The 25,977-nt window shown below is 55.0% G+C and carries 4 protein-coding genes and 1 pseudogene; 3 read left to right on the top strand and 2 right to left on the bottom strand.

The window, feature by feature from the left end; all coding sequences use genetic code 11:
• Positions 1-13: 13 nt before the first annotated feature.
• Both EDM60_RS06775 and EDM60_RS06770 read right to left on the bottom strand, forming a co-directional pair.
• Positions 14-778 carry an ABC transporter permease gene (locus EDM60_RS06775; RefSeq protein ID WP_122963285.1) on the bottom strand — a complete coding sequence of 255 codons (765 nt, stop codon included), beginning with the start codon at positions 776-778 and terminating at the stop codon, positions 14-16.
• A gap of 1 nt (position 779) precedes the next feature.
• The gene (locus tag EDM60_RS06770; protein ID WP_122963284.1) at positions 780-1,715 is read right to left on the bottom strand and encodes an ABC transporter ATP-binding protein; all 936 of its coding nucleotides are present in this window, start codon (positions 1,713-1,715) and stop codon (positions 780-782) included.
• 480 nt (positions 1,716-2,195) lie between these two features.
• On the opposite strand from EDM60_RS06770, the gene lgrA reads away from it, so the two are divergent.
• The 3 genes and pseudogenes from lgrA to EDM60_RS29550 form a co-directional block, all read left to right on the top strand.
• On the top strand, positions 2,196-9,017 hold the full coding sequence (gene lgrA / locus EDM60_RS06765) for a linear gramicidin non-ribosomal peptide synthetase LgrA (protein ID WP_122963283.1): 6,822 nt from the start codon (positions 2,196-2,198) through the stop codon (positions 9,015-9,017).
• Between the two features lie 28 nt (positions 9,018-9,045).
• A complete protein-coding gene (locus EDM60_RS06760; protein ID WP_141254152.1) occupies positions 9,046-24,534 on the top strand; it encodes a non-ribosomal peptide synthetase in 15,489 nt (5,162 codons plus the stop codon).
• A pseudogene (locus tag EDM60_RS29550) lies at positions 24,509-25,966 on the top strand (condensation domain-containing protein); the annotation flags it as partial. The gene EDM60_RS06760 and the pseudogene EDM60_RS29550, both read left to right, overlap by 26 nt.
• Positions 25,967-25,977 lie beyond the last annotated feature (11 nt).

Raw genomic sequence — 25,977 nt, 5'->3', positions numbered from 1 at the left:
GGCGGTTTTTTCGCTATTTCCACTTGCTGATGATATGCTCGCGGTCAAACAGCTTGACACTGATCTGGAACGTAATCAGGGCGAGAACGGCACATCCTGTCACCAGGCCCAGATAGATCAGCGGATTGCTCATCATCGAGAGGAAAATCACCTGGCTGATGGCGAGTCCGATGATCGGCAGTACAAGCAAGGCACCGAATTGCTGGGCTGCTGCGACGTTGTCCACTTTGGAGGAAACTACGACGCTCAAGGACAAGCTGATGATCGAGACAAACGGGACGAGCAGGATCATCGCGAGAATGAAAACGATGGAAAAATGGGTACTGGCGTTGTCAAAGCTCGCAAAGATGAAGCCTAAAAAGATGAGCTGGATGACCCAAGTCAGCGCAACGGACGGCAAGGCGAAGGCAAGAATTTTGCCAAGCAAGAACTCCTTGGTCGAGATGGGAGTGACCAGCACGCTCTCCAATGTCCCTGTCATTTTTTCCGTGATGATGCTCGTGGTGGCAAAGGTCAGCGGGATCATCGCCGGGACGATCAAAAACAGGAGGAAGTAGAAGCGGGCAATCGCGATCTGGCCATCGTCTCCAGCCATATTCAGCAGCGGATTAGTCAATTTCATCAAGGTGAGGACGAACTCCATCTTGCCATTTTGGGCAAACACAGTCGTGATCAAAGCCATGATCAAGATCACGAATGGCGCGGCCAGATTCGTAATCAGCACGGAACGGTTGGCAAACAGTTCTTTCCACTCGCGGAGAATGACGAATGTCGGCATGTTAGATCGCCTCCTTTTCTTGATCGAGCAAGCTCAGGTAAGAGTCTTCCAGCGAAACAGAGAGAGGCGTTATGTATTTGACAGTGACATCGGCTGCGACCAGCTTTTTGATCAGCTGCGGGTTGGCTGTCTCCGGATCGGTTACTCTCAGGTGGAACTGATTTTCCGAACGCTTGTAGGCTTCGACTTCCTTCGCTTCCCTGATAATCTGTTCCGACTTTTGCACATCCGATCCGACATCGAGGATCACATTGTAGGTGGTCCATTCTTCACGGAACTGCTGCGGAGTGGTCAAGCGAATGACTTCCCCCTTGATAATGGCGAACTCATGGCATAGCTCGTCAACCTCGGTCAAGATATGCGAGCAAAAAATGATCGTCTTGCCAGAGGCGGCCCATTCACGAATCAAATCTTTCAGCTTGCGAATGCTGACGGGGTCGAGGTTCGCGGTCACCTCGTCGAGGAACAAGATTTCGGGATCGTGCAAAATCGCGCAAATGATCGAAAGCTTCTGCTTCATCCCTTTGGACAGTCGCCCGGCAGGATCATTTCTTCTGTCCCACAAGTCGAACTGGCGAAGCAAATATTCGATGCGGGAAGCGCGCTTGGCTTTGGGAATCTGGTAGCAGGCGGCGAAAAACTCCAGGTTGTCCAACAGGGAAAGCTTGTCGTAAACACCGGGGGATTCTGTGACACAACCGATTTTTTTGCGAATCTCTTCTTTGTGCGTGCTGATTTGGCGGCCAAGGATGGTGATATCCCCAGAGGTAGGCTCGATGAGGCAGGACAAGATGCGCATGGTAGTCGTTTTTCCCGAGCCATTCGGGCCGAGCAGACCAAAAATTCGCCCTTTGCCAATCGAGAGAGAAATACCGTTCAGAACTTTTTTGTCGCCAAACGATTTTTTGAGATCTTTAATTTCGATTACATGCTCCACAAAGTATCACCTTTTTCTGAAGTTTTCCTCGCTTGACATTCACAAAATTGTAATTATTTTACATATATACCATTCCTTCTTGATGGTCGATTCTAAAACCTCCTTTCACAGTGATTGTTCACGAAAATTCCATATTGCTTGCTGGATCACTTCCTCTCATTCCGCCACGTTTGGCCTGTCCATTTTCCTGTCAGCTTCTGGCGCGCAGAACCAGCCAGAAAATCAGGTTTTTGGATTTTTATACCAAATTATTCCGTAACGGAAAACGCCGCGATCCCTACGTAAATCAAGTTTTTTCCAGGTTTATCATCGCTGATTGCATTCATTTGTCAAATATAAGACCTTGACCGTTAACTGTTTACAAATTAACATGATTTTGTGTGTTATGTAAAAAAGTACCAAAATTGGTATCTACCAAAGATTTTCATTCGAAGTTACTTTTTTGTCAACGAAATTTTAGGAAGTACTGGTGGTGTTTTTGTGAGAATACTATTCCTAACAACATTTATGAGCAAAGGAAACAAAGTTGTACGGTACTTGGAATCATTACACCACGAAGTCGTCATCTGCCAGGAAAAAGTGCACGCGCAGTCGGCCAATTTGCAAGAGATCGACTGGATTGTCAGCTATGCATACGGGTATATTTTGGACAAAGAAATCGTCTCCCGGTTTCGCGGGCGCATCATCAACCTTCATCCTTCTCTTTTGCCCTGGAACAAGGGACGAGATCCTGTTTTCTGGAGCGTTTGGGACGAGACACCCAAGGGCGTGACGATCCACCTCATCGACGAGCATGTAGATACAGGCGACATTCTCGTGCAGGAAGAGATTGCGTTTGCCGACGAAGATACTCTGCTCGATTGTTACAACAAAGCCAATCAGGCGATCGAGGAACTGTTCATTCGCGAGTGGGAAAATATCGTGCATGGACGGATCGCTCCGTATCGGCAAACTGCTGGCGGAACGCTCCACTTCAAAGCAGACCGGGATTTTTACAAAAACCTGAACATGACGACAGTACGAGAATTGTTGGCATTAAAGCGGCTTTGTGCAGAGCCAAAACGGGGCGAAAAGCCGATCGACAAAACGTTCCATCAGCTGTTCGAACAGCAGGTGGAGATGACGCCAGACCACGTGGCTGTCGTCGATCGGGGCCAATCCTTGACATACAAGCAACTAAACGAACGGGCCAATCAGCTGGCGCACCATCTCAGGGGCAAAGGCGTCAAGCCTGACGATCAGGTAGCGATCATGCTGGACAAGTCTCTGGACATGATCGTGAGCATTCTCGCGGTAATGAAAGCAGGAGGGGCGTATGTGCCCATCGACCCGGATTATCCGGGAGAGCGGATTGCCTACATGCTGGCTGACAGCAGTGCCGCGATCTTGCTGACAAACGCTTTGCATGAGGAGAAAGCGAACGGTGCCTGCGACATCATCGACGTGCACGATCCTGACAGCTACAGCGAGAACACGAACAATTTGCCGCACGTCAATCGCCCGGATGACCTCGTGTACGTCATGTACACATCAGGATCGACAGGTTTGGCAAAAGGCGTCATGATCGAGCATCACAATCTGGTCAACTTTTGCGAGTGGTATCGGCCGTACTTTGGCGTAACCCCTGCGGACAAGGCGTTGGTTTATTCCAGTTTTTCCTTTGACGGGTCTGCACTGGATATATTTACGCATTTGCTCGCTGGCGCTGCGCTGCACATCGTGCCTTCCGAACGGAAGTACGATTTGGACGCTTTAAACGATTACTGCAACCAGGAAGGGATCACGATCAGCTATTTGCCGACGGGTGCCGCTGAACAGTTCATGCAAATGGACAACCAGTCGTTTCGCGTGGTGATTACGGGCGGGGATGTGCTGAAAAAAATCGAGCGGAACGGAACGTACAAGCTCTACAACGGGTACGGGCCGACAGAGTGCACCATCATGGTGACGATGTTCGAGGTGGACAAGCCGTATGCGAATATTCCGATTGGCAAGCCGATTGACCGCACCCGCATCCTGATTTTGGACGAAGCGCTGGCGTTGCAGCCGATCGGGGTGGCAGGCGAGCTGTTTATTGTCGGGGAAGGGCTGGGGCGCGGATATTTGAACCGTCCGGAGCTGACGGCGGAAAAGTTCATCGTCCATCCGCAGACGGGCGAGCGAATGTACCGCACGGGCGATCGGGCACGCTTTTTGCCTGACGGAAACATCGAGTTTCTCGGCCGCCTGGACAATTTGGTCAAAATTCGCGGATACCGCATCGAGCCAGGAGAAATCGAGCCATTTTTGATGAATCATCCGCTGATTGAACTGACAACGGTATTGGCGAAGGAGCAAGCGGACGGGCGCAAATACTTGGTTGGCTATTACGTTGCTCCTGAAGAAATTCCGCATGGCGAGCTGCGGGAATGGCTCGGGAACGATCTCCCCGATTACATGATCCCCACGTACTTTGTTCACATGAAGGCTTTCCCGTTGACCGCGAATGGGAAAGTAGACAGGCGCGCCTTGCCAGACGTGCAGGCCGATGCGGAGTTGCTGGGGGAAGATTATGTCGCGCCAACTGATGAGCTTGAACAGCAACTGGCACAGGTGTGGAGCCACGTGCTGGGGATTCCGCAAATGGGGATCGACGACCATTTTCTGGAGCGAGGCGGAGACTCGATCAAAGTCATGCAGCTGATTCACCAGCTCAAAAACATCGGGCTTTCGCTCAGATACGACCAGCTTTTCACGCATCCGACCATCCGGCAGTTGAAACGTCTGCTTACGGAGCAAAAGCAGGTGAGCCTGGAGCCTTTGCGAGAGCTGGACGAGCAAGCGGAGTACGAGACTTCCGCCGTCGAGAAGCGAATGTACATCATCCAGCAGCAAGATGTGGAGTCGATTGCCTACAACGTGGTCTATACGATCAACTTCCCCCTGACTGTCGATACGGAGCAAATTCGGGTGGCCCTGGAGCAGTTGGTGCTGCGGCACGAAGGTTTGCGCAGCACGTATCACATGCGCGGCGACGAGATTGTAAAACGGATTGTTCCTCGGGCAGAGCTGTCCTTTGTGCGCCAGACTGGCGAGGAGGAGTCGGTACAAAGCTTGCTTGCGGAGCAGATCAAGCCGTTCGATCTGGCGAAAGCGCCGTTGCTGCGGGCGGGAGTCATTGAGACGGCGGACAAAAAGGTTCTCTGGTTCGATTCCCATCACATTTTGCTGGACGGTCTGTCCAAGTCGATCCTGGCGCGCGAGCTGCAAGCTTTGCTCGGACAGCAGGTGTTGTCGCCTGTGGAAAAAACGTACAAGTCGTTTGCGCGCTGGCAAAATGAATGGTTCGCAAGCGACGAATACGAACAGCAGATAGCGTACTGGAAAACGCTTTTGCAAGGAGAGCTTCCCGCCGTCCAACTTCCGACGAAAAAACGCCCGCCGCAGTTGACGTTTGACGGAGCGATCCAGATGTATCGCGTGAACCCGGAAATTACGCGAAAGCTCAAGGCGACAGCGGCCAAGCATGACTTGACTCTGTACATGCTGATGCTCACGATCGTGTCCATCTGGCTGTCCAAAATGAACAGCGACAGCAATCAAGTCATTCTCGGCACCGTTACGGACGGCAGACAGCATCCAGATACGCGAGAACTGCTGGGGATGTTCGTCAATACGCTGCCGCTTTTGCTCTCCATTGATCATGAAGAAAGCTTTTTACATAACTTGCAACAGGTCAAGGCAAAGCTTTTGCCGGCTTTGCAAAACCAGTACGTGCCTTTTGACAAAATTCTTGAGGCTGCCCGTGTCAAGCGGGAAGGGAACCGTCACCCGTTGTTCGATGTGATGTTCATGATGCAAGGCGCACCGGAAACCGAGCTGGAGAGCAACATGCACCATATAAACGCCGGGATCAGCAAGTTCGATCTGACACTCGAAGTCCTGGAGCGGGAAAACGGGCTGAACATCGTGTTTGAATACAACACGCACCTGTTTGACGAGGGAATGATCCTCCGCATGGTCGCGCAGTTTGAGCACCTGCTTTTGCAAGCCGTGCACGGGCTGGACCAACAGGTGAAAAGGTTTGAACTGGTAACGGAAGACGAAAAACGCGATTTGTTTTTGCGGGTGAACGATACAGCCAAGGCGTATCCGAACAAGCTGATCATGTCGATGCTGGAGGATTGGGCGGCGGCTACCCCTGACAAAACAGCGCTAGTCTTCCGCGAACAACGCGTGACGTATCGCGAGCTGAACGAGCGGGTCAACCAGTTGGCACACACTTTGCGCGAAAAAGGGGTGCAACCTGACGATCTCGTGATGCTGATGGCAGAGCGGTCGGTCGAGATGATGGTGGCGATTTTCGCTGTGTTGAAAGCGGGCGGAGCGTACTTGCCCATCGACCCGCACAGTCCGGCGGAGCGAATCGCCTACATTTTCGCAGACAGCGGAGCCAAGCTGGTGCTGGCACAGTCGCCGTTTGTGGAAAAGGCAAGCGTGGCGGAAGTGGTCCTTGATCTGAACAGTGCGAGCAGCTATGCGGCGGATACGAGCAACCCGCCACTGGTCAACCAGCCAGGCGACCTGGTGTATGTCATGTACACTTCCGGCTCAACGGGAAAACCAAAAGGCGTGATGATCGAGCACGGAGCGCTGCTCAATGTGCTTCACGGAATGCAGGACGAGTACCCGCTTTTGCAGGACGATGCCTTCTTGCTCAAGACAACCTACATATTCGATATTTCAGTCGCGGAAATTTTCGGGTGGGTTCCGGGTCGTGGCAAACTGGTGATTTTGGAACCGGAGGCGGAAAAGAACCCGAAGGCTATTTGGCAGGCGGTAGTCGGAGCGGGAATTACCCACATCAACTTCGTGCCCTCCATGCTGATCCCGTTTGTCGAGTATTTGGAAGGGCGAACAGAAGCAAATCGCTTGCGGTACATCTTGGCTTGCGGCGAAGCGATGCCGGATGAACTCGTGCCAAAAGTGTACGAAGTATTGCCAGAGGTGAAGCTGGAAAACATCTACGGCCCGACAGAAGCGACGATTTACGCTTCCCGTTACTCGCTCGCGAAAGGCTCGCAGGAAAGTCCTGTTCCAATCGGAAAGCCGCTGCCCAACTATCGCATGTATATCATCAATCGGCATGGACAACTGCAACCAATCGGCGTACCAGGAGAGCTATGCATCGCAGGAGCAAGTCTGGCGAGAGGGTATTTGAACAATCCAGCGCTGACAGAAGAAAAATTCACTCCTCATCCGTTGGAGAAAGGCGAGCGGATTTATCGCACGGGTGATCTCGCCCGTTATCGCGAGGATGGCAACATCGAATACCTCGGACGCATGGACCATCAGGTGAAAATTCGCGGATACCGGATCGAACTGGACGAAATCCGCAGCAAGCTGATTCAGGAGGAAACGATTCAGGACGCGGTGGTCGTAGCCCGAAACGATCAAAACGGCCAAGCGTACTTGTGCGCCTACCTGCTGTCCGAACAGGAGTGGACAGTCGGTCAACTGCGCGAGTTGCTTCGCCGTGAACTGCCTGAATACATGATTCCGGCCCATTTCGTTTTGCTGAAACAGTTCCCGCTCACAGCCAATGGCAAGCTCGATCGCAAGGCTTTGCCAGAACCGGACGGCAGTGTGAAAGCGGAAGCGGAATATGCAGCGCCGCGCACGGAACTGGAAGCGACTTTGGCGCACATCTGGGGCGAAGTGCTCGGAATCGAACGGGTCGGGATTCGCGACAACTTTTTCGAACTGGGCGGAGATTCGATCAAAGGGTTGCAAATCGCCTCTCGACTGCAACGGATCAATTGGACGATGGTGATCAACCACCTGTTCCTGTACCCGACGATTGAACAGATTGCCCCATTCGTCACGTCCGAGCAGGTCGTCATCGAACAGGGACTGGTAGAGGGGCTTGTCAAGCTGACGCCGATCCAGCGCGATTTCTTTGAACGGATCACAGCTGATCGACACCACTGGAACCAGGCGAGGATGCTGTTTTGCCGGGATGGCCTGGAGCGTGAGTGGGTCGTCGAGACGCTGAACGCGCTCGTTTTGCAGCACGATGCCTTGCGCATGCGTTTTCGCGAGACAGAGCAGGGGATTGTCCAGTTCCATCAGGGGAACGAAGGCAAGCTGTTCGGCTTCCATGTGTTTGATTGCACGGAGGAGCTGGATATAGCGGAAAAAGTGGAGGAACAAGCAAACGTACTGCAATCCGGGATGAATTTGCAGGAAGGGCCGCTCGTGCAGGCTGCGCTGTTCATGACGAGGACAGGCGACCATCTGCTCCTGGCGATTCATCAGCTGGTTGTAGACGAAGCTTCCTGGCGGATCATTCTGGAAGACTTCCAAACCGCCTACAAGCAAAAAGCTGCGGGCGAGCCAATCGCCTTGCCAAACAAAACCCACTCGTATCAGAGCTGGGCGGAAGAACTGCACAACGCAGCCAACAGCAAGAAGCTGACGAGCGAACTGGGCTATTGGAGAAAAATCGCGTCCAGCCCGACCCGTCCGCTGCCACAAGATCAGGAGCCGCTTTCCCGAACGGAACAAAGCACGGCGACAGCAGCCATTCGTTTCGCGAAAGCAGAGACAGCCAATCTGCTGCACGAGGCCAATCACGCCTATCAGACGGAAGCGCAGGAGCTTTTGCTGGCCGCCTTGGGCATGGCATTGCGGGACTGGACAAGAGCAGACGATGTCACCGTTTTTTTGGAAAAAGACGGGCGCGAGTCGGCAGCAAAAGGCTTGGATGTGTCGCGGACGGTGGGCTGGTTCCATTCGCTGTTCCCGGTTGTCCTCTCCGCTGCGAGGTCAGGCGATCCGGGGGAGCAGATCAAGCAGGTCAAAGAAATGCTGCGGGCGATTCCGCATCAAGGAAGCGGGTATTCCATCCTCAAGCAGCTCACTGACCTTCGACACAAGCATCCGGACGATTTTACGCTCCAGCCAAAGATCGTCGTCCATGCATGGGAGCAGCTCGATGCCGGACTGGAAACCGATTGGCTCACGCTTTCGCATCTTCCGCAGGGAAGCGTGCGCGGAGCAAATGCTGAGCGCATGCAGCAACTGGATGTATTTGCCAAAATCAGCAACGGAGAGCTGACTATTCACATACAGTACCATCGCGATGAGTACCGCAAAGCGACGATCGACAAGCTGCTGGAGCTTTATCAAGCGCATCTGAATGCGCTGCTTGCCCACTGCCTGCAAAAGACAGAAACCGAGCTGACACCGAGCGATTTTGTGGACAAGAACCTTTCGCGGAGTGAGCTGGACGACATTATGGACTTGATTAGCGATTTGTAAGTAACTGGAACTCAGGAGGAGAGTAGTCGTGTCAAGGAAAAAGGTCGACAATATATACCCGTTAACTCCTATGCAAGAGGGAATGTTGTTTCATTCCCTCCTGGACGAAGGAAGCGAGTCCTATTTTGAACAAATGCGCTTTACGATCAAAGGGCTCATCGATCCAGCTATCCTGGAACAAAGCTTGAACGCGCTGATTGAACGACACGATATTCTCCGAACGGTCTTTCTCCTGGAAAAAGTGCAAAAGCCCCGGCAAATCGTGCTCAGGGAAAGAAAGACAAAGGTTCAGGTGCTGGATATTACCCACCTTTCTGAAGAGGAGCAAGCTGCCTACCTGGAAGACTTTGCGCAGAAAGACCGCCAAGCAAGCTTCGATTTGGCCAAAGACGTACTGATCCGTCTCACTCTTGTCCGGACTTCGGCTGACACGCATACCCTTTTCTGGAGTCACCATCATATTTTGCTGGACGGTTGGTGCATTCCGATTGTCCTCAACGACTTTTTTCAAATTTATCAACAGCGAAAAGGCGGCCTGCCCGTCGAGCTTGGCCCGGTTTACCCTTACAGCACGTATATCAGTTGGCTGGGAGAGCAGGACGCCGAAGAGGCAAAAGCGAGCTGGGCTGAGTATATAAGCGGCTATGAACCGACCAGCTTTATACACAAGCAGGGCGGCAAAAACAGCTACAGACAGGCGGAATTGGTGTTTGCGATTGAGCAGGCGTTGACGGATAGCTTGAACAAGCTCGCCAAGCAATTGCACGTGACGGTCAACAATTTGTTCCGCGCGATTTGGGGGCTGATGCTGCAACGCCAGTGCAACACGGAAGACGTCGTGTTCGGCTCGGTTGTCTCCGGACGTCCGAGCCACCTGCCGAACGTCGAACAGATGGTCGGACTGTTCATCAACACGGTGCCGATCCGCGTCCAGGCGGGAGCGGAGCAAACGTTTTCCGAGCTGGTGAAGCAAGTGCAGCAGGAAGCGCTCTCGCTTGCCAAATACCATTATCTTTCCTTGGCTGACATTCAGGGCAACCAGCAACTGATTGACCATATTCTGCTGTTCCAAAACTATCCGATGGGTCAGCAATTTCTGACTCGTCTGAACCAGTACAACGAAGAGTTTACCCTCACTCATCTATCTGCTTTTGAACAAACCAACTACGACCTGAACGTAATGGTTACCCCAAGTGATGTCATCACCATCAAATATATATACAATGCCGCTGTTTTTAGCGAAGAACAGCTCCTTCACATCAGTCGACAACTCATCACCATCATGACACAAGTGACAAATGCGCCGGACATCCTTTTGCAAAAGCTCGAAGTGGTTGATCCGGCAGAGAAACAGCTGCAACTGCATTCCTTTAACGATACGTACCGCCATTATCCTACAGATAAGCTGATCCACCAAATTTTTGAAGAGCGCGCCGAGAGGGAGCCAGAGCGCATCGCGCTGGTCATGGGAGAACAAGTCCTTACTTATCGGGAGCTGAATGAAAAGGCAAATCAACTGGCGAAGCTGTTGCGGGCGAGAGGAATCGGCCCGGAAAGCATGGTCAGTTTGCTTACCGAGCGTTCCGCAGAGATGATGATTGCGATTTTGGCCATTTTTAAGGCGGGCGGGGCGTACTTGCCGATTGATCCGTCCCATCCGAAGGAACGCATTGAATATATTTTGCAAGATAGCCGAAGTGAATTGTTGCTGGTGAACCATCGCTTTCTCGGAGCGGTTGACTTTGCGGATCGGATCATCGATCTGGAAGCGGCTGAGATTTACCAGGGAGCAGCGGACAATCTGGAGTGCGTCTCCCATGCGAACCATTTGGCTTACGTCATCTACACATCGGGTTCGACGGGCAAGCCGAAGGGCGTCATGATCGAGCATGCGAGCTTGTTGAACATCATTTTTGCCTTGCAGGAACTGTATCCGCTGCTGGAAAACGATGCGTATTTGCTGAAGACGACCTACACTTTTGACGTTTCGGTCGCAGAAATTTTTGGCTGGATTTTGGGGAGCGGCAGATTGGTCATTCTCGATCCCGGAGCGGAGAAGGAGCCTGCCCACATCTGGGAGACGATGGTCAATCACGGCGTGACACATGTCAATTTTGTGCCGTCGATGTTGATTCCGTTCGTCGACTATGTCCGGGATCAACAGCAAGAAAGTCCATTGCGCTATATATTTGCCGCCGGGGAAGCGATGCCGTCCGAACTGGTGGGCAAAGTGTACGAGGCGCTGCCAGGCGTCATTTTGGAAAACATCTACGGCCCGACCGAATCGACGATTTATGCCACGAAGTATTCCTTGGCAAAAGATTCGCAAGACGTGCTGGTGCCAATCGGCAAGCCGCTTGCCAATATTCAGACGCATATCGTGAACAAGCATGGACAATTGCAGCCAGTCGGCGTGCCTGGTGAATTGTGCATCGCCGGAGCGAGCTTGGCGAGAGGCTATTGGAACAACGAAGCATTGACGAACGAAAAATTTGTGTCCCATCCGTTTGCAGCGGGACAACGCATGTACCGCACGGGCGATTTGGCACGCTACCGTCAGGATGGCAACATCGAGTACCTCGGACGGATCGATCATCAAGTAAAAATTCGCGGCTATCGGATTGAACTGGACGAAATTCGCGCGCAGCTGATTCAGGAAGCTTCGATTCGCGACGCTGTCGTGATCGCTCGCACAGACCATAACGGGCAAGCGTATTTGTGCGCGTATTTCATCGCAGACAAGCAGTGGACCGTCAACGCGCTGCGTGAAGCGCTTCGCCAAGCATTGCCCGACTACATGGTGCCGTCCCATTTTATTCGGATGGAAGAGTTCCCGCTGACATCGAGCGGAAAAATTGATCGCAAAGCGCTGCCGCTCCCGGATGGCCGCGTGCATACAGGCAACGTCTACCTTGCGCCGCGCAATCCGGTTGAGGAACTGGTCGCCCGCATCTGGGAGGAAGTGCTCAATGTATCGCAGGTCGGGGTGCACGACAACTTTTTTGAATTGGGCGGGCACTCGCTTTTGGCGACACAGGTGCTTTCCCGCACAGCCAAGCTGTTTCATGTCCGGCTTCCGATGCGCGAAATTTTTACCCATCAGACAGTAGCCGAATTGGCTCGGCGGATTCAAGCGTTGCGGCATGGAGCAGAAGCGGACAAGCACAGCCCGATTCAGCCGTCCGCGCTCCAGCGTGCCGACGAGTTGCCGCTGTCTTACGCCCAGCAGCGTCTCTGGTTCCTCGATCGGCTCATCCCGGACAGCGCCATGTACAACATCCCCGTCGGCTTCCGGCTGCGCGGAACGGTCGATGAGCTTGTGCTGGAACGCGCTTTGAATGAAATCATCCAGCGGCATGAATCGCTCCGCACCACGTTCGTCGATGTGGACGGGCGAGCGTTGCAGGTGATTCATACGGATGTGCATCTGTCGCTTGGCGTCACCGATCTTCGCGACAAGCCAGCCGCGGCAAAAGACGCGGAGTGGAAGCAAATGGCCGAGGAAGATGCAGCAACGCCGTTCCGCCTCGATCAATGGCCGCTGCTGCGGGCGATGCTGATTCGCTTGGAGGAGCAGGAGTCTGTCCTTTGGCTGAACGTGCACCACATCATCTCCGATGGCTGGTCAATGGATGTACTGGTGAACGAACTGAGCGAAGTGTACGAAACGTTGCTCAAAGGAGAAGCGCTGCCGCTTGCCGCCTTGCCGATCCAGTATCGGGACTATGCCGTCTGGCAGCGCGAGAAATCGCAAGACAACGTATGGAAAGAACAGCTCCGTTACTGGAAAAACAAACTGGACGGCAGCGAGCCGCTGTTGCCGCTTCCGACAGATCGGCCACGCGCGGTCGTTCAAAGTTATCGCGGTGACCATTTGTCTTTTTACGTGCCGGGTGAGGTCGGGCAAAAGCTGCGCGAGCTGGGACGGCAAGAGGGCGCTACGCTGTTCATGACGCTCCTTGCGGCATTCAAAAGCTTTTTGTACCGCTATACGCATGCGAACGACATTTTGATTGGCACCCCTGTCGCCGGACGCAATCGGCAAGAGATCGAAAACTTGATCGGCTTTTTCGTCAACATGCTCGTCCTGCGCACTGATTTGTCCGATGATCCTACGTTTGTGGAGCTGTTGCGTCGCGTGCGCGAGACGGCGTTCGATGCGTTTGCCAACGAAGATGTGCCTTTTGAAAAACTGGTCGATGAGCTGCAAATCGAGCGCAGTCTGAGCTACTCGCCGCTGTTTCAGGTGCTTTTTGCTGTGCAAGGTATGTCGACAGGCGTGCGTGAAGGCGAGACATTGGCGATTGCGCCCGATGAAGTCACGCTCAACCAGACGACCAAGTTCGATCTGACTCTGACGATGATTGAAGCTGCGGACAACGGATTGAAAGGCGTGTTTGAATACAGCACCGATTTGTTTGACCGTACGACGATCGAGCGCATGGCCGAGCATTTTGGCAATCTGCTGCAAGCCATTGCTGCCGATCCGGGGCAAAAAATTGTGGAGCTTCCCCTGTTGGGCGATGCGGAACAAAGCCGGATGCTCGTCGAATGGAACCAGACGGATGTCGCCTATTCCCTCGACCTGCTAGTGCACGAACGGGTCGCGCGCATCGCGCAGCAGCTGCCGGAACAGCTTGCCGTGATCGGGGAGCAAGGGGCGCTGACGTACGCACAGCTCGACGCGAAAGCCAACCAGCTTGCGCATGCTTTGCTGAAAAGAGGGATTGGTTCGGAGGATTTGGTGGGCATTTGCGTGGAGCGTTCCAGCGAGATGCTGATCGGTCAACTGGCGATTCTCAAGGCAGGTGCTGCTTACGTCCCGATGGACCCGGCGTACCCGCGCGAACGGCTCGCTTTCATGATCAAAGATGCGGGAATGTCGCTCGTTTTGACCCAGGAGCGCTTGCTTGACGCATTGCCGCAGGAAGCAGCGGCGCTTCTGTGCCTGGATCGGGATTGGCAGGAGATTGCGGCGGAAAGCACGGCTGCACCTGCAATCAAGACGAATGCGGATCAACTTGCCTACGTCATTTATACGTCAGGCTCGACGGGGACACCAAAAGGCGTAGAGATCGAGCACGGATCGCTCCTGAATCTGGTCAACTGGCACCAGCGCACCTACAGCGTGTCGGCAGAAGATCGCGCTTCGCAAATTGCCGGTACGGCGTTTGACGCTTCCGTATGGGAGACTTGGCCGTATTTGACCGCAGGTGCGACGATTTGCCAGCCGCGGGACGAGATTCGCCTATCGCCGGAAAAACTGCGGGACTGGCTGGTCGAGACAGGCATCACCATCAGCTTTTTGCCGACTCCGCTGGCTGAGAACTTGCTTCCGCTGCCATGGCCGACGGGAGCGGCGCTGCGCTACATGCTGACGGGCGGTGATACGCTGCACCAATACCCGACTGCGGACGTGCCGTTTACGCTCGTGAACCAGTACGGGCCGACAGAAAATACGGTGGTTGCGACAGCAGGGGCAGTGCCTGTTTTGGGCGAGCGCGAGTCTGCGCCGACGATTGGTCGCCCGATCGACAATGTGTCTGTCTACGTGTTGGATGAAAACAGACAGCCTGTACCTGTAGGGGTAGTCGGAGAGCTGTACATCGGGGGAAAAAGTCTGGCGCGCGGCTATCGGAACCGTCCTGACTTGACGGAAGCGAGCTTTGTGCCGAATCCGTTCTCTCCGATTGAAGGTGCCCGGATGTACCGGACTGGTGACCTGGTGCGCTATGCAGCAGATGGCAGCATCGAGTTTATCGGACGTGCCGACGATCAAGTAAGCATTCGCGGGTTCCGGGTTGAGCTGGGCGAGATTGAATCGGCCTTGTACGCTCATCCGGCGGTTGCAGAGTCGGTGGTGATCGTCCGCGAAGACGTGACCCCCGGAGTGAAGCGGCTTGTTGCGTACGCCGTGCTCCATGAAGGAGAAGAGCGACAGACGAGCGAGTTGCGCCAGTCCTTGAAAGAAATGTTGCCAGATTACATGGTGCCGTCTGCCATCGTGCTGATGGAAGCCCTGCCGCTCACGCCAAACGGAAAAGTAGACCGTCGCGCCTTGCCCTTGCCGGATGTCGCGCAGACAGAGTGGGAAGGCAGCTTTGTCGAACCGCAATCGGATGTGGAACGCAAGCTGGCCGAAATTTGGCAAGAGGTGCTGGGCGTAGAGACGATCGGGGTTCACGACAACTTTTTCGAACTGGGCGGCGACTCGATTTTGACCATTCAGATCGTTTCGCGGGCCAATCAGGCTGGTTTGCAGTTAACGCCGAAGCATTTGTTTGACGCGCAAACATTGGCAGAGCTGGCGGCAAGCGCAGTGGTGCTGGAAAAAGCGCCGGAAATGCAGGCCGAACAAGGAATCGTGACAGGCGAATTGCCTTTGACGCCGATTCAGACGTGGTTTTTCGAGCAGGATGTCCGCCACGTTCATCACTGGAACCAGTCGGTCATGCTCGCAGTGCGGGAAGAACTCGATATGACGGCGCTGACGCAAGCTTTTGCCGCGCTGCCTCGCCAGCATGATGCCCTGCGCCTGCGCTTTCAGCAGGTCAACGGAACATGGCAGGCAGCGCATGGTGAGATTGCGGATGAAGATGTGCTGCTGGTCGCAGATTTGTCGTCCGTTCCTGAGGCGGAGAGAGAAGCACGGATGCGGCACATCACAGACGAACTGCAAGCAAGCCTGGATATCGAAAAAGGACCTTTGCACCGTGCCGCCTATTTCCAACTCGGAGCGGAACAGCGGCTGTTTATCGTGATTCACCATCTCGTGGTCGATGGCGTCTCCTGGCGCATTATTTTGGAAGACCTGCAAACCGCTTACGAACAGGTTAAAGCCGGGCAAAAGATTGCATGGCCGCAAAAGACGACTTCGTTCAAAAGCTGGGCGGAGGAGCTGACAACGTACGCGGAGCAAAGCGCTGTCGATGAGTATTGGACTGGCATGGACAGCGAACAGGCATGCGGGCTGCCTGTTGATCATCCACAAGGCAAGAACACGGAAGGTCTGGCCGTGCAAGTTAAGGCAAAGCTGAGCGCGGACGAGACTCGGGCGCTGCTGCAAGAAGTGCCAGCTGCTTATCGCACGCAGATCAACGATGTGCTGCTCAGTGCCTTGACGCGCACGATTACGGATTGGACGAACAAGCGGGCATTGTATGTCTCGGTAGAGGGACACGGTCGCGAGCCGATCGTGGATGGCGTGGACGTGTCGCGTACGGTGGGCTGGTTCACGAGCCTGTATCCCGTCTTGCTGGAAACGGAGCCGGATTTGGCCTGGGGTGACTTGCTGAAGTCGATCAAAGAACAAGTGCGGGCGATCCCGGACAAAGGGATTGGCTACGGTATTCACCGCTATTTGAGCCGGGATGGGCAAACGGCTGAAATGCTGCGAGCCAAGCCGCAGCCGGAGATCAGCTTCAACTACTTGGGACAATTCGGCCAAGGCCAAACGACTGACGCGGCGTTGTTCCAAATCATTCCGAACTGGTCGGCATCCAATGTGAGCGAGGATGAGACGCGTCTTTACAAACTCGATGTCATGAGCATGGTGGCGCAAGACCAGCTGGAGATGAGCTGGACATTCAGCCGCGATCTGTACGAGCCGGGCACGATTGAAAAGCTCGCTCATGACTATGTGCAAGCGTTGCGAGCGATTATTGCCCATTGCCGCACGGAGCAAGCAGGGGGCTATACGCCTTCCGACTTCCCGCTCGCGGAACTGGATCAAAACAGTCTCGACAAGTTTATCGGTCACAATCGCCTGATCGAGAACGTTTATACGCTTACGCCGTTGCAGGAAGGGATGCTGTTCCATTCCTTGTATGAGCAAGCAGGCGGGGATTACGTGGTGCAGCTCGCTTTGAAACTGGAGCATGTGAATGTAGAGGCATTTTCGGCAGCCTGGCAAAAAGTCGTCGAGCGCCACGCGATTTTGCGAACGTCCTTCCTGTGGAGCGGATTGGAGAAGCCACATCAGGTCGTGCATGCGAAAGTCAAAACGTTTGTCGAGCGACTGGACTGGCGTCATCTGACAGCGGCTGAGCAGGAAGCGGGCTTGCAGACGTATTTGGAACAAGATCGCAAGCGGGGTTTTGATCTCGCCCGTCCGCCGCTGATGCGCTGGACGTTGATTCGCCTGGATGCGAGCACGTTCCAGTTTGTATGGAGCTTCCATCACATGTTGCTCGATGGCTGGAGCACGCCGATTGTGTTCCAGGACTGGCAGGCGTTTTATGCCGCAGCCTCGCATGGCAAGGAAGCGAGCTTGCCCGCCATTCCTCCGTTTTCAGCCTATATTGCCTGGCTGAAACGACAAAACCTGGAAGAAGCGCAGCAGTATTGGCGCGACTATTTGCAGGGCTTTGGCGTGCCGACGCCGCTTGGCATGGGGAAATCGGGTGGCAGCGCGGGTCAGCCAAAAGAATACGCAGACCACAAGCTGCTTTTGTCCGAACGGGCGACAGCGAACTTGCTCGCTTTTGCCCGCAAGCACCAGTTGACGCTGAATACGGTTGTGCAAGGGGCTTGGGCGCTGATCCTGGCGCGTTATGCAGGCGAAGCGGAAGTCGTTTTTGGCACGACCAATCTGGGACGGCCAACCGACTTGCCTGACGCAGAAGCGATGGTGGGGCTGTTTATCAACACGTTGCCTGTCCGTGTGCTTTTCCCGGAACAGATGACGGTCATCGACTGGCTGCAAAGCTTGCAGCAGGCCCAAAGCGAGATGCGCCAGTACGAGTTTACGCCGCTCGTGGACATCCAGAGCTGGAGCGAGGTGCCGCGCGGCCAGTCGTTGTTTGACAGCATTTTCGTCTTTGAGAACTACTTGTCCGGCACAAGTGTGGATTCCGAATCCGGCATGTTGCTCGGGGAAGTCAAAGCGGTCGAGCAGACGAGCTATCCGCTGACGCTCGTGGTAGCGCCCGGCGAAGAACTGATGCTCAAACTGATTTATGAAACGGGCCGATTCGAGCAGCCAGCCATGGACAAGGTGCTGGCCCAGTTGAGCAGTGTGCTGGAAGCAATCATGCGTGAGCCGCACGAACAGCTCGCAGACTTGTCCATCATCACGGAAGCGGAGCGCCACAAGCTGTTGGTGGAATGGAATGCGACCGACATGCCGTACGAGCGCAACCTGGTGATGCACCAGCTGTTCGAGGCGCAAGTGGAGGCAACGCCGGACGCGCAAGCTCTGGTCGTCGGAACCGAGCGGTTGACATATGCGGAACTGAACAAACGGGCGAACCAGCTGGCACATTACCTGCGGGCGCAGGGCGTCGGACCGGAAGTATTGGTCGCTGTCCTGATGGAGCGGACGGCCGAGATGATTGTCGCCTTGCTGGGAATTATCAAGGCGGGCGGTGCGTACGTGCCGATTGATCCTGCCTATCCACAAGACAGGATTGGCTACACGCTGGATGATTCGCAGGCGGCGATCGTGCTGACGCAAGAACGCTTGCTGGCGATGTTGCCTGAGCATACAGCACAAGTGATTTGCCTGGATCGCGACTGGGCGTGCATGGCGGCCCAGCCGGAAGCAAATGTGCCGAATCTGGCTGCTCCAACCAACCTTTCTTACGTGATTTACACATCCGGCTCGACAGGTCTGCCAAAAGGGGTGGCGATTCAGCACAGCAGCGTCATTGCCTTCATTTTCTGGGCGAAAACCGTCTTCTCGGCTGAAGAAATGAGCGGCGTGCTCGCGTCCACTTCGATTTGCTTCGACTTGTCCGTGTATGAAATATTCGTGACCTTGAGCTGCGGCGGCAAAGTGATTTTGGCGGACAACGCCTTGCATTTGCCAAGCCTGCCAGCGGCAAAAGAGGTGACTTTGATCAATACCGTGCCATCTGCGGCCAAGGAACTGGTGCGGATGAACGCGATACCGCCGAGCGTGCGGGTCGTCAATCTCGCCGGAGAACCGCTGCCGAACACGCTGGCGCAAAGTCTGTACGCGCTTGGGCATGTGCAAAAAGTTTTCAACTTGTATGGCCCATCGGAAGATACGACGTACTCCACTTATGTCCAGGTGACAAAAGGGGCAAAGACAGAGCCGACGATTGGCCGTCCTCTGTCCAACACGCAAGCGTATGTTCTCGATGCCAAGCTGCAGCCCGTGCCGTTGGGCTTGCCTGGGGAGCTGTATTTGGGCGGTGACGGCTTGGCGCGCGGTTACTTGAAGCGTCCGAAAATGACGGCAGAACGCTTTTTGCCCAATCCGTTCCACCCCGACCCGCATGCGCGGATGTACAGCACAGGCGATCTCGTTCGTTACTTGCCCGACGGACAGCTGGAGTATTTGGGCCGCATCGACCACCAGGTCAAAATTCGCGGCTACCGGATCGAATTGGGCGAGCTGGAGGCTGTCCTGCGCAGCCATCCACAGATCAAGGAAGCAGTGGTCGTGGCCAAAGAAGACAAGCTGGGCGAAAAGCGTCTCGTTGCCTACATCACGACAAAAGACGGGGAGTGCGGCGATCGTGCCGTCTTGACGAGCTGGGCCAAGGCAAAATTGCCCGAGTTTATGGTTCCCTCCTTCTTTGTCTGGCTGGACGCGATGCCGCTGACACCGAACGGCAAGATCGACCGCAAGCAACTGCCGGAACCGGAGTGGGGGCAAGTCGCGTCTGCCGCTGGCTACGTAGCGCCGCGCAATCAGACGGAAGTGTTGGTCGCCAGCATCTGGGCGGATGTGCTCGGAATCGAGCAAGTAGGGGTGCACGACAACTTTTTCGAACTGGGCGGACATTCTCTCCTGGCGACACGAGTAGCTTCCCGTCTGCGCGAAACGTTTGCGAAAGAAGTGCCGATCCGCGCGATTTTTGAGCGGCCGACTGTTGCAGAGCTGTCCGAGACACTTGGAGCGATTGGGCAGAACGAAACGGAAGCGCAGATGCTGCCTGTCTCACGGGAAGCTCATTTGCCGCTGTCGTTCGCGCAACAGCGCCTCTGGTTTCTGGATCGCCTGATGCCGGACAGCACGTTGTACAACATTCCGTCAGCCGTGCGCTTGTTGGGAGATTTGGATATCGCCGCTTGGGAAAAGAGCCTGCAAGTGCTGATCCAGCGCCACGAAAGCTTGCGGACGACTTTTGGCGATGTGGATGGGGAAGCGGTGCAAGTGATTCACTCCCGGCTGGATGGAAAGCTGAACGTGATCGACTTGCGCGGGATGCCAGCAGGCGAGCGGGAAGCGGAAGCTCATCGCTTGGCCGGATTGGAAGCGGCGACGCCGTTTGACCTGAGCCAAGGTCCTTTGCTGCGCACCACCCTGATTCGTCTGGCGGAGCAAGAGTGCGTCTTCTTATTCAACCTGCACCATATCATTTTCGACGGCTGGTCGATCGGCATTTTCCTCAAAGAAATGCGGGCGCTGTACGAAGCGTTTGTGCGGGAAGAAGCGCCTGAATTGGCCGAGATTACGGTGCAATACGCAGATTACGCCGTTTGGCAGCGGAAGTGGCTGGAAGGGGAAGTGCTTGCCGAGCAGCTTGCGTACTGGAAAGAAAAGCTGAGCGGAGCCGAACCGCTGCTGGCTTTGCCGACAGATCAGCCGCGTCCTGCCGTCCAGACGCATGATGGCGCGATGCATACGATCAAGCTTTCAGGCGAGCTGTACGCAAAGCTGAACAAGCTCAGCCAGGAAGAAGGCGCGACCTTGTTCATGACCTTGCTCGCTGCCTTCCAAGTCTTGCTCTACCGCTATAGCGGGCAGGAGGACATCCTCGTCGGCAGCCCTGTCGCGGGACGGAACAGACAAGAGACGGAGCCGCTGATCGGCTTTTTCATCAACACATTGGTGCTGCGGACGGACTTGTCAGGAGAACCGACCTTCCGCGAGTTGCTGGCACGAGTGCGGGAGACGGCGTTCGAAGCATACGCCCATCAAGATTTGCCGTTTGAAAAGCTGGTCGACGAGTTGGAGCTGGAGCGCAGTCTCAGCTACTCGCCGCTGTTCCAGGTGATGTTTGTCCTGCAAAACTTCCAGCTGAACTTGGACGAAAAAGCTGGTATCCGTGTGGCTGATTTTGAGATGGACAAGCATCTGGTCACTTCCAAATACGATCTGACGCTGACGATGGCGGAAAAACAAAACGGACTGTTCGCCACGTTTGAATACAACACAGCGCTGTTCCATGAGGCGACGATGGAGCGACTGTCGCAGCATTTTATTCAGCTGCTGGAAGCTATCGTTCATATGCCGGATCAGGGTATTGCCCGATTGCCGCTGCTGAACCAGAGCGAGCGAGCGCAATTGCTGGTGGAGTGGAACGACACGACGACCGCTTATCCGCGAAACAAACGGGTGGATCAATTGTTCCGGGAAACGGCGCTGCTTTATCCTGAGCGACTGGCGGTCGTTGCGGGAAATCAGACGCTTACGTACGCGGAATTGGAGCGCCGGGCCAACCAGACAGCCAACTACTTGCAACAAAAAGGAGTGCGGCCGGGTGCGCTCGTCGGCCTCTGCGTCAAACGTTCGCCGGAAATGCTGATCGGGATGCTCGGCATACTCAAGGCTGGTGGAGCCTATGTGCCGCTCGATCCTGATTATCCAGAGGAGCGTCTGGCCTACATGATGGGCGACGCCGGAATCACGGTCTTGCTGACGCAGGAGCAGCTCATGCCCGGCTTGCCGTCAGGGGAACGGACTACGATTGCCCTGGACCGCGATTGGCCGCAGATTGCCAAGGAGAGCGAGCAGGCGCCTGACGTGGACACGACAGCGGAAAGTCTCGCTTACGTGATCTACACATCCGGTTCAACCGGACTGCCAAAAGGGACGCTTGTCGTTCATCGCGGCATCGTTCGTCTCGTCAAACAAACGGATTACGTGACGATCACGGAGCAAGACGTGTTCCTGCAAGCATCCACTGTGTCGTTCGATGCGGCGACCTTCGAGATATGGGGCAGCCTTTTGAACGGGGCGAAGCTCGTCCTGCTGCCGCCAGAACTGCCGTCGCTCGCAGAAATCGGGCAAGCGATCCAGTCGCACCACGTGACGACACTTTGGCTGACAGCCGGGCTGTTCACGCTGATGGTCGACCATCACAAGGAATATTTGTCCGGGGTTCGCCAACTGCTCGTCGGCGGAGATATCGTATCCGTTCCGCATGTGAAAAAAGCGCTGGAAATCGCAGGGCTGACGGTGATCAACGGGTATGGCCCGACCGAAAACACGACATTCACCTGCTGCAACCCGGTCACGATTATGCCCGAATCGGCCCACACTTTCCCGATCGGCCGTCCGATCAAAAACACGACGGCATACGTGCTCGATCGTCACATGCAGCCCGTTCCGATTGGCGTGACTGGCGAGCTGTACATCGGCGGCGACGGTCTGGCGGAAGGCTACCTGAACCGCCCAGATTTGACGGCAGAGCGGTTTGTGCCCAATCCGTTTGCAACTGATCAGGCGGCACGTCTTTATCGCACAGGCGACCTGGTGCGCTACTTGCCGGACGGTCTGATCGAGTTCATCGGGCGGCTCGACAACCAGGTAAAAATTCGCGGGTTCCGCATCGAGTTGAGCGAAGTGGAAGCGGTCTTGGCCAAACACCCGGCAATTACGGCCTCGGTGGTGATCGTCCACGAAAATGAGGCGGGCATGAAGCAGCTCGTCGCCTACGCAGTCAAGGACGCCGAGCAAGAGCTTGGGACAGCCGAGCTGCGCCAGCACTTCAAAGCACACGTACCGGACTACATGGTGCCTGCCGCCTTTGTCATGCTGGATGCTTTGCCGCTTACTCCGAACGGAAAAGTGGACCGCAAAGCGCTGCCAGCCCCTGTTTTGGAACGCAGCCGGGAAGAGGACGCATTTGCAGCGGCTACAAGCCATGTCGAACAAACGCTGGCAGACATTTGGTGCGCTGTACTGCGCATGGACCGCATCGGCATTCATGATAACTTTTTTGAGCTTGGAGGAGACTCGATTCTCAGCATTCAAATCGTCGCCCGCGCGAACAAGGCCGGCATCCATTTGACTCCCAAGCAATTGTTCGATCAGCAAACCATTGCCGAGCTGGCAAAAGTTGCAGGCCAAAGTACAAAGGTGGACGCAGAACAAGGGAACGTGACGGGCGAGGTGCCGCTTTTGCCGATCCAGACATGGTTTTTCGAGCAAGAGCAACCGACGCCGCACCATTGGAACCAATCCATGCTGCTGCAAGTGAACGAGCCGTTGGAGGAAGAGTATTTGAGCCAAGCCGTTGCCCAACTGCTTGCTCATCACGACGCGCTCCGCTTGCGCTACACCTTCGCAGACGGACAGTGGAAGCAGACGTATGCCGACGTCGATTCGGAAGTGCCGCTGCAAGTGGAGGATTTGTCCATGAGTCCGCCAGCCCAGCAGGCGCGGAAGATCGAAAAGCTCGCACAGCAGGCCCAAGCAAGCCTGGATTTGCAGAACGGGCCGCTGCTGAAAGTCGTCTACTTCGATCTCGGGTACGACCGACCAGGCCGCCTCTTGATGGTCATTCATCACCTGGCAGTCGACGGTGTCTCGTGGCGCATCCTGATCGAAGACTTGCAAACAGCGTACGGGCAAGCGGAAAAAGGCAACAAGATTCAACTGCCGCCGAAAACGACCTCTTACAAGGCATGGGCAGAAAAATTGCATAAATACGCGTCCTCTGAGCGGATGCTGGTTGATCAGGATTACTGGCTCAAGGCGGCAGACGAACTGGCGGGTCACCCACTGCCCGTGCATGACTGGGCGGAAAACACAGAAGCAAACGGCCGGATGTTGACGATCCACCTGGAAGAAGAAGAGACGGACGCCCTGCTGCAAAAAGTTCCATCCCGCTACCGCGTGCAAATCAACGATATTTTGTTGACGGCGCTGGCGTTGGCATACGGCAAATGGACGGGCGAGTCCGCGCTTTTGGTCAATCTCGAAGGACACGGTCGCGAAGAGTTGTTCGAGGACGTCGACCTTTCGCGCACCATCGGCTGGTTTACGTCGATGTACCCGCTCCTGATTCAACTGGAGCCAAACACGTCTTCCGAGGATGCGCTTGCGGGAGTCAAAGAAAAGCTGCAACAAATTCCGCACAAAGGTCTCGGCTACGGCCTGCTGCGCTACGTGGCGCAAGACCCTGAACTGGTCGAAAAGCTAAAGGCGATTCCGCAAGCACCGCTCAGCTTCAACTATTTGGGACAATTCCACCAGGCAGCAGATGCGAAAGCGCTTCTGGCATACGCGGAAGGCGAGCGAGGCGCAAACAGCAGCCCGGACAACAGACGGACTCACTTGATCGATGTCGTGGGGGCCGTCACCGAAGGCAAGCTCGGCCTCAGCTTCCTCTACAACGGAAGACTGTACAGCGAATCGCATATCGAAACATTTGCCCGTCACTACACGGACGCTTTGCAATCATTGATCCAGGCGGAGAAACAAAGCTACAGAGCGGAAGACTTCGAGGATGCAGACTTGAGTCAGAGCGCTTTGAACAAGGTGCTCGCAAGGTTAAAAAATAGAAAGGGGAATGAACTCCATGGGGGATCTCACTGATCTATATACGCTAACCCCACTGCAAGAAGGCATGCTGTTCCACTCGCTGTACTCGGAAGGATCGGCTTACATGATTCAAACTACGGCGATTCTTACAGGCGAGCTTGACATCGTTCCCTTTGAAAAAGCGTGGAAGAAAGTGATTCAGCGCCACTCGATCTTGCGTACCGGATTCATCTGGGAAGAGACGGAGAAGCCGCTGCAGGCGGTCTTCGAAAGCGTTCCTTTTTCCATCCGGCAAAAAGACTGGTCGTCATACGGAAGTGACGAGCAGGAGAGCATGCTGGCGGCGTTTTTGCAAAATGAAAAAGCGGCGGGCTTCGACTTGAGCGAAGCCCCGCTCATGCGCGTGACGATCATCAAGCTGGGCGAAGCCGTACACCGACTGATCTGGAGCTTCCACCACCTGCTGCTGGACGGTTGGAGCAGCCCGATCGTGTTTCAGGAAGTTCTCGATTTTTATGAAGCGTACCGCCAAGGCAAAGACTTGCGACTGCCGCAGGCAAGGCCATTCAAAGACTACGTCTCCTGGCTCCGCCGTCAGGACAAGACGGCGTCCGAGCAGTTTTGGCGCGAGTTTTTGGGGCCGATGGAAAATCCTACGCCGATTCCGTTCGAATCGCACGCCAAGCGCACCGCGGGCCATGAGGGACTGGAAAAGCAGATCGGGGAAGCGACCCGCGCTCTGACTCCACAAGTGACCAAAGCGCTTGCCAAACTGGCGCGAACGAATAAAGTCACGGTCAACACGATCGTGCAAGGGGCATGGGCGATTTTGCTCAGCCGGTTGAGCGGCGAGGAAAACGTCGTGTACGGAGTAACCGGCTCCGGCCGTCCGAGCGACCTGCCTGGCGTCGAGCAAATGGTCGGGATGTTTATCAACACGTTGCCGATGAAAGCGAAGATCGAACCGGAGCAATCATTGGCTGACTGGTTCAAAGCTTTGCAGGAACAGCAATCCAAAGTGCGCCAGTATGAATACACGTCGTTGGTCGACATTCAGGGCTGGACGGACGTTCCGCGCGGGACACCGCTGTTCGAGAGCATTTTCGTATTCGAGAACTATCCGCTTGGCGAAGAGGACGAGAAAGAAGTCGGCTTTACCATTTCCGCTGTACAGCACTTCCAGGAGGTGGATAATCCGCTTACGGTTGTCGGGATTCCGGGTGATTCGTTCAGCATCAAAATGATGTATGCGACAGACCGCTTTGAACAAGCGGCGATCGAACGAACACTCGACCAGTTGGCGCTTATTTTGGAAGCTATCGTCGACAATCCGGAGCAGTCCCTGTCTGCGCTGTCATTGCTCCGTCCCGAAGAAAGACAGCATCTGCTTGTCGGACTGAACGACACGGCAACCAACTATCCGAGCGACAAAACGGTGCACCAGTTGTTTGCGGAAACGGCAGCCCGGCACCCGGAGCGCATCGCCGCAGTTGCGGG

This window comes from Brevibacillus parabrevis, assembly GCF_003710905.1.
Taxonomy (GTDB): domain Bacteria; phylum Bacillota; class Bacilli; order Brevibacillales; family Brevibacillaceae; genus Brevibacillus; species Brevibacillus parabrevis.
The sequence above is the reverse complement of the archived record's forward strand: the minus strand, read 5'-3'. Positions and strand labels throughout refer to the sequence as shown.

Coding starts and splice junctions, on each gene's coding strand:
- EDM60_RS06775 (WP_122963285.1), bottom strand. CDS start 778: ATGCCGACATTCGTCATTCTCCGCGAGTGGAAAGAACTGTTTGCCAAC.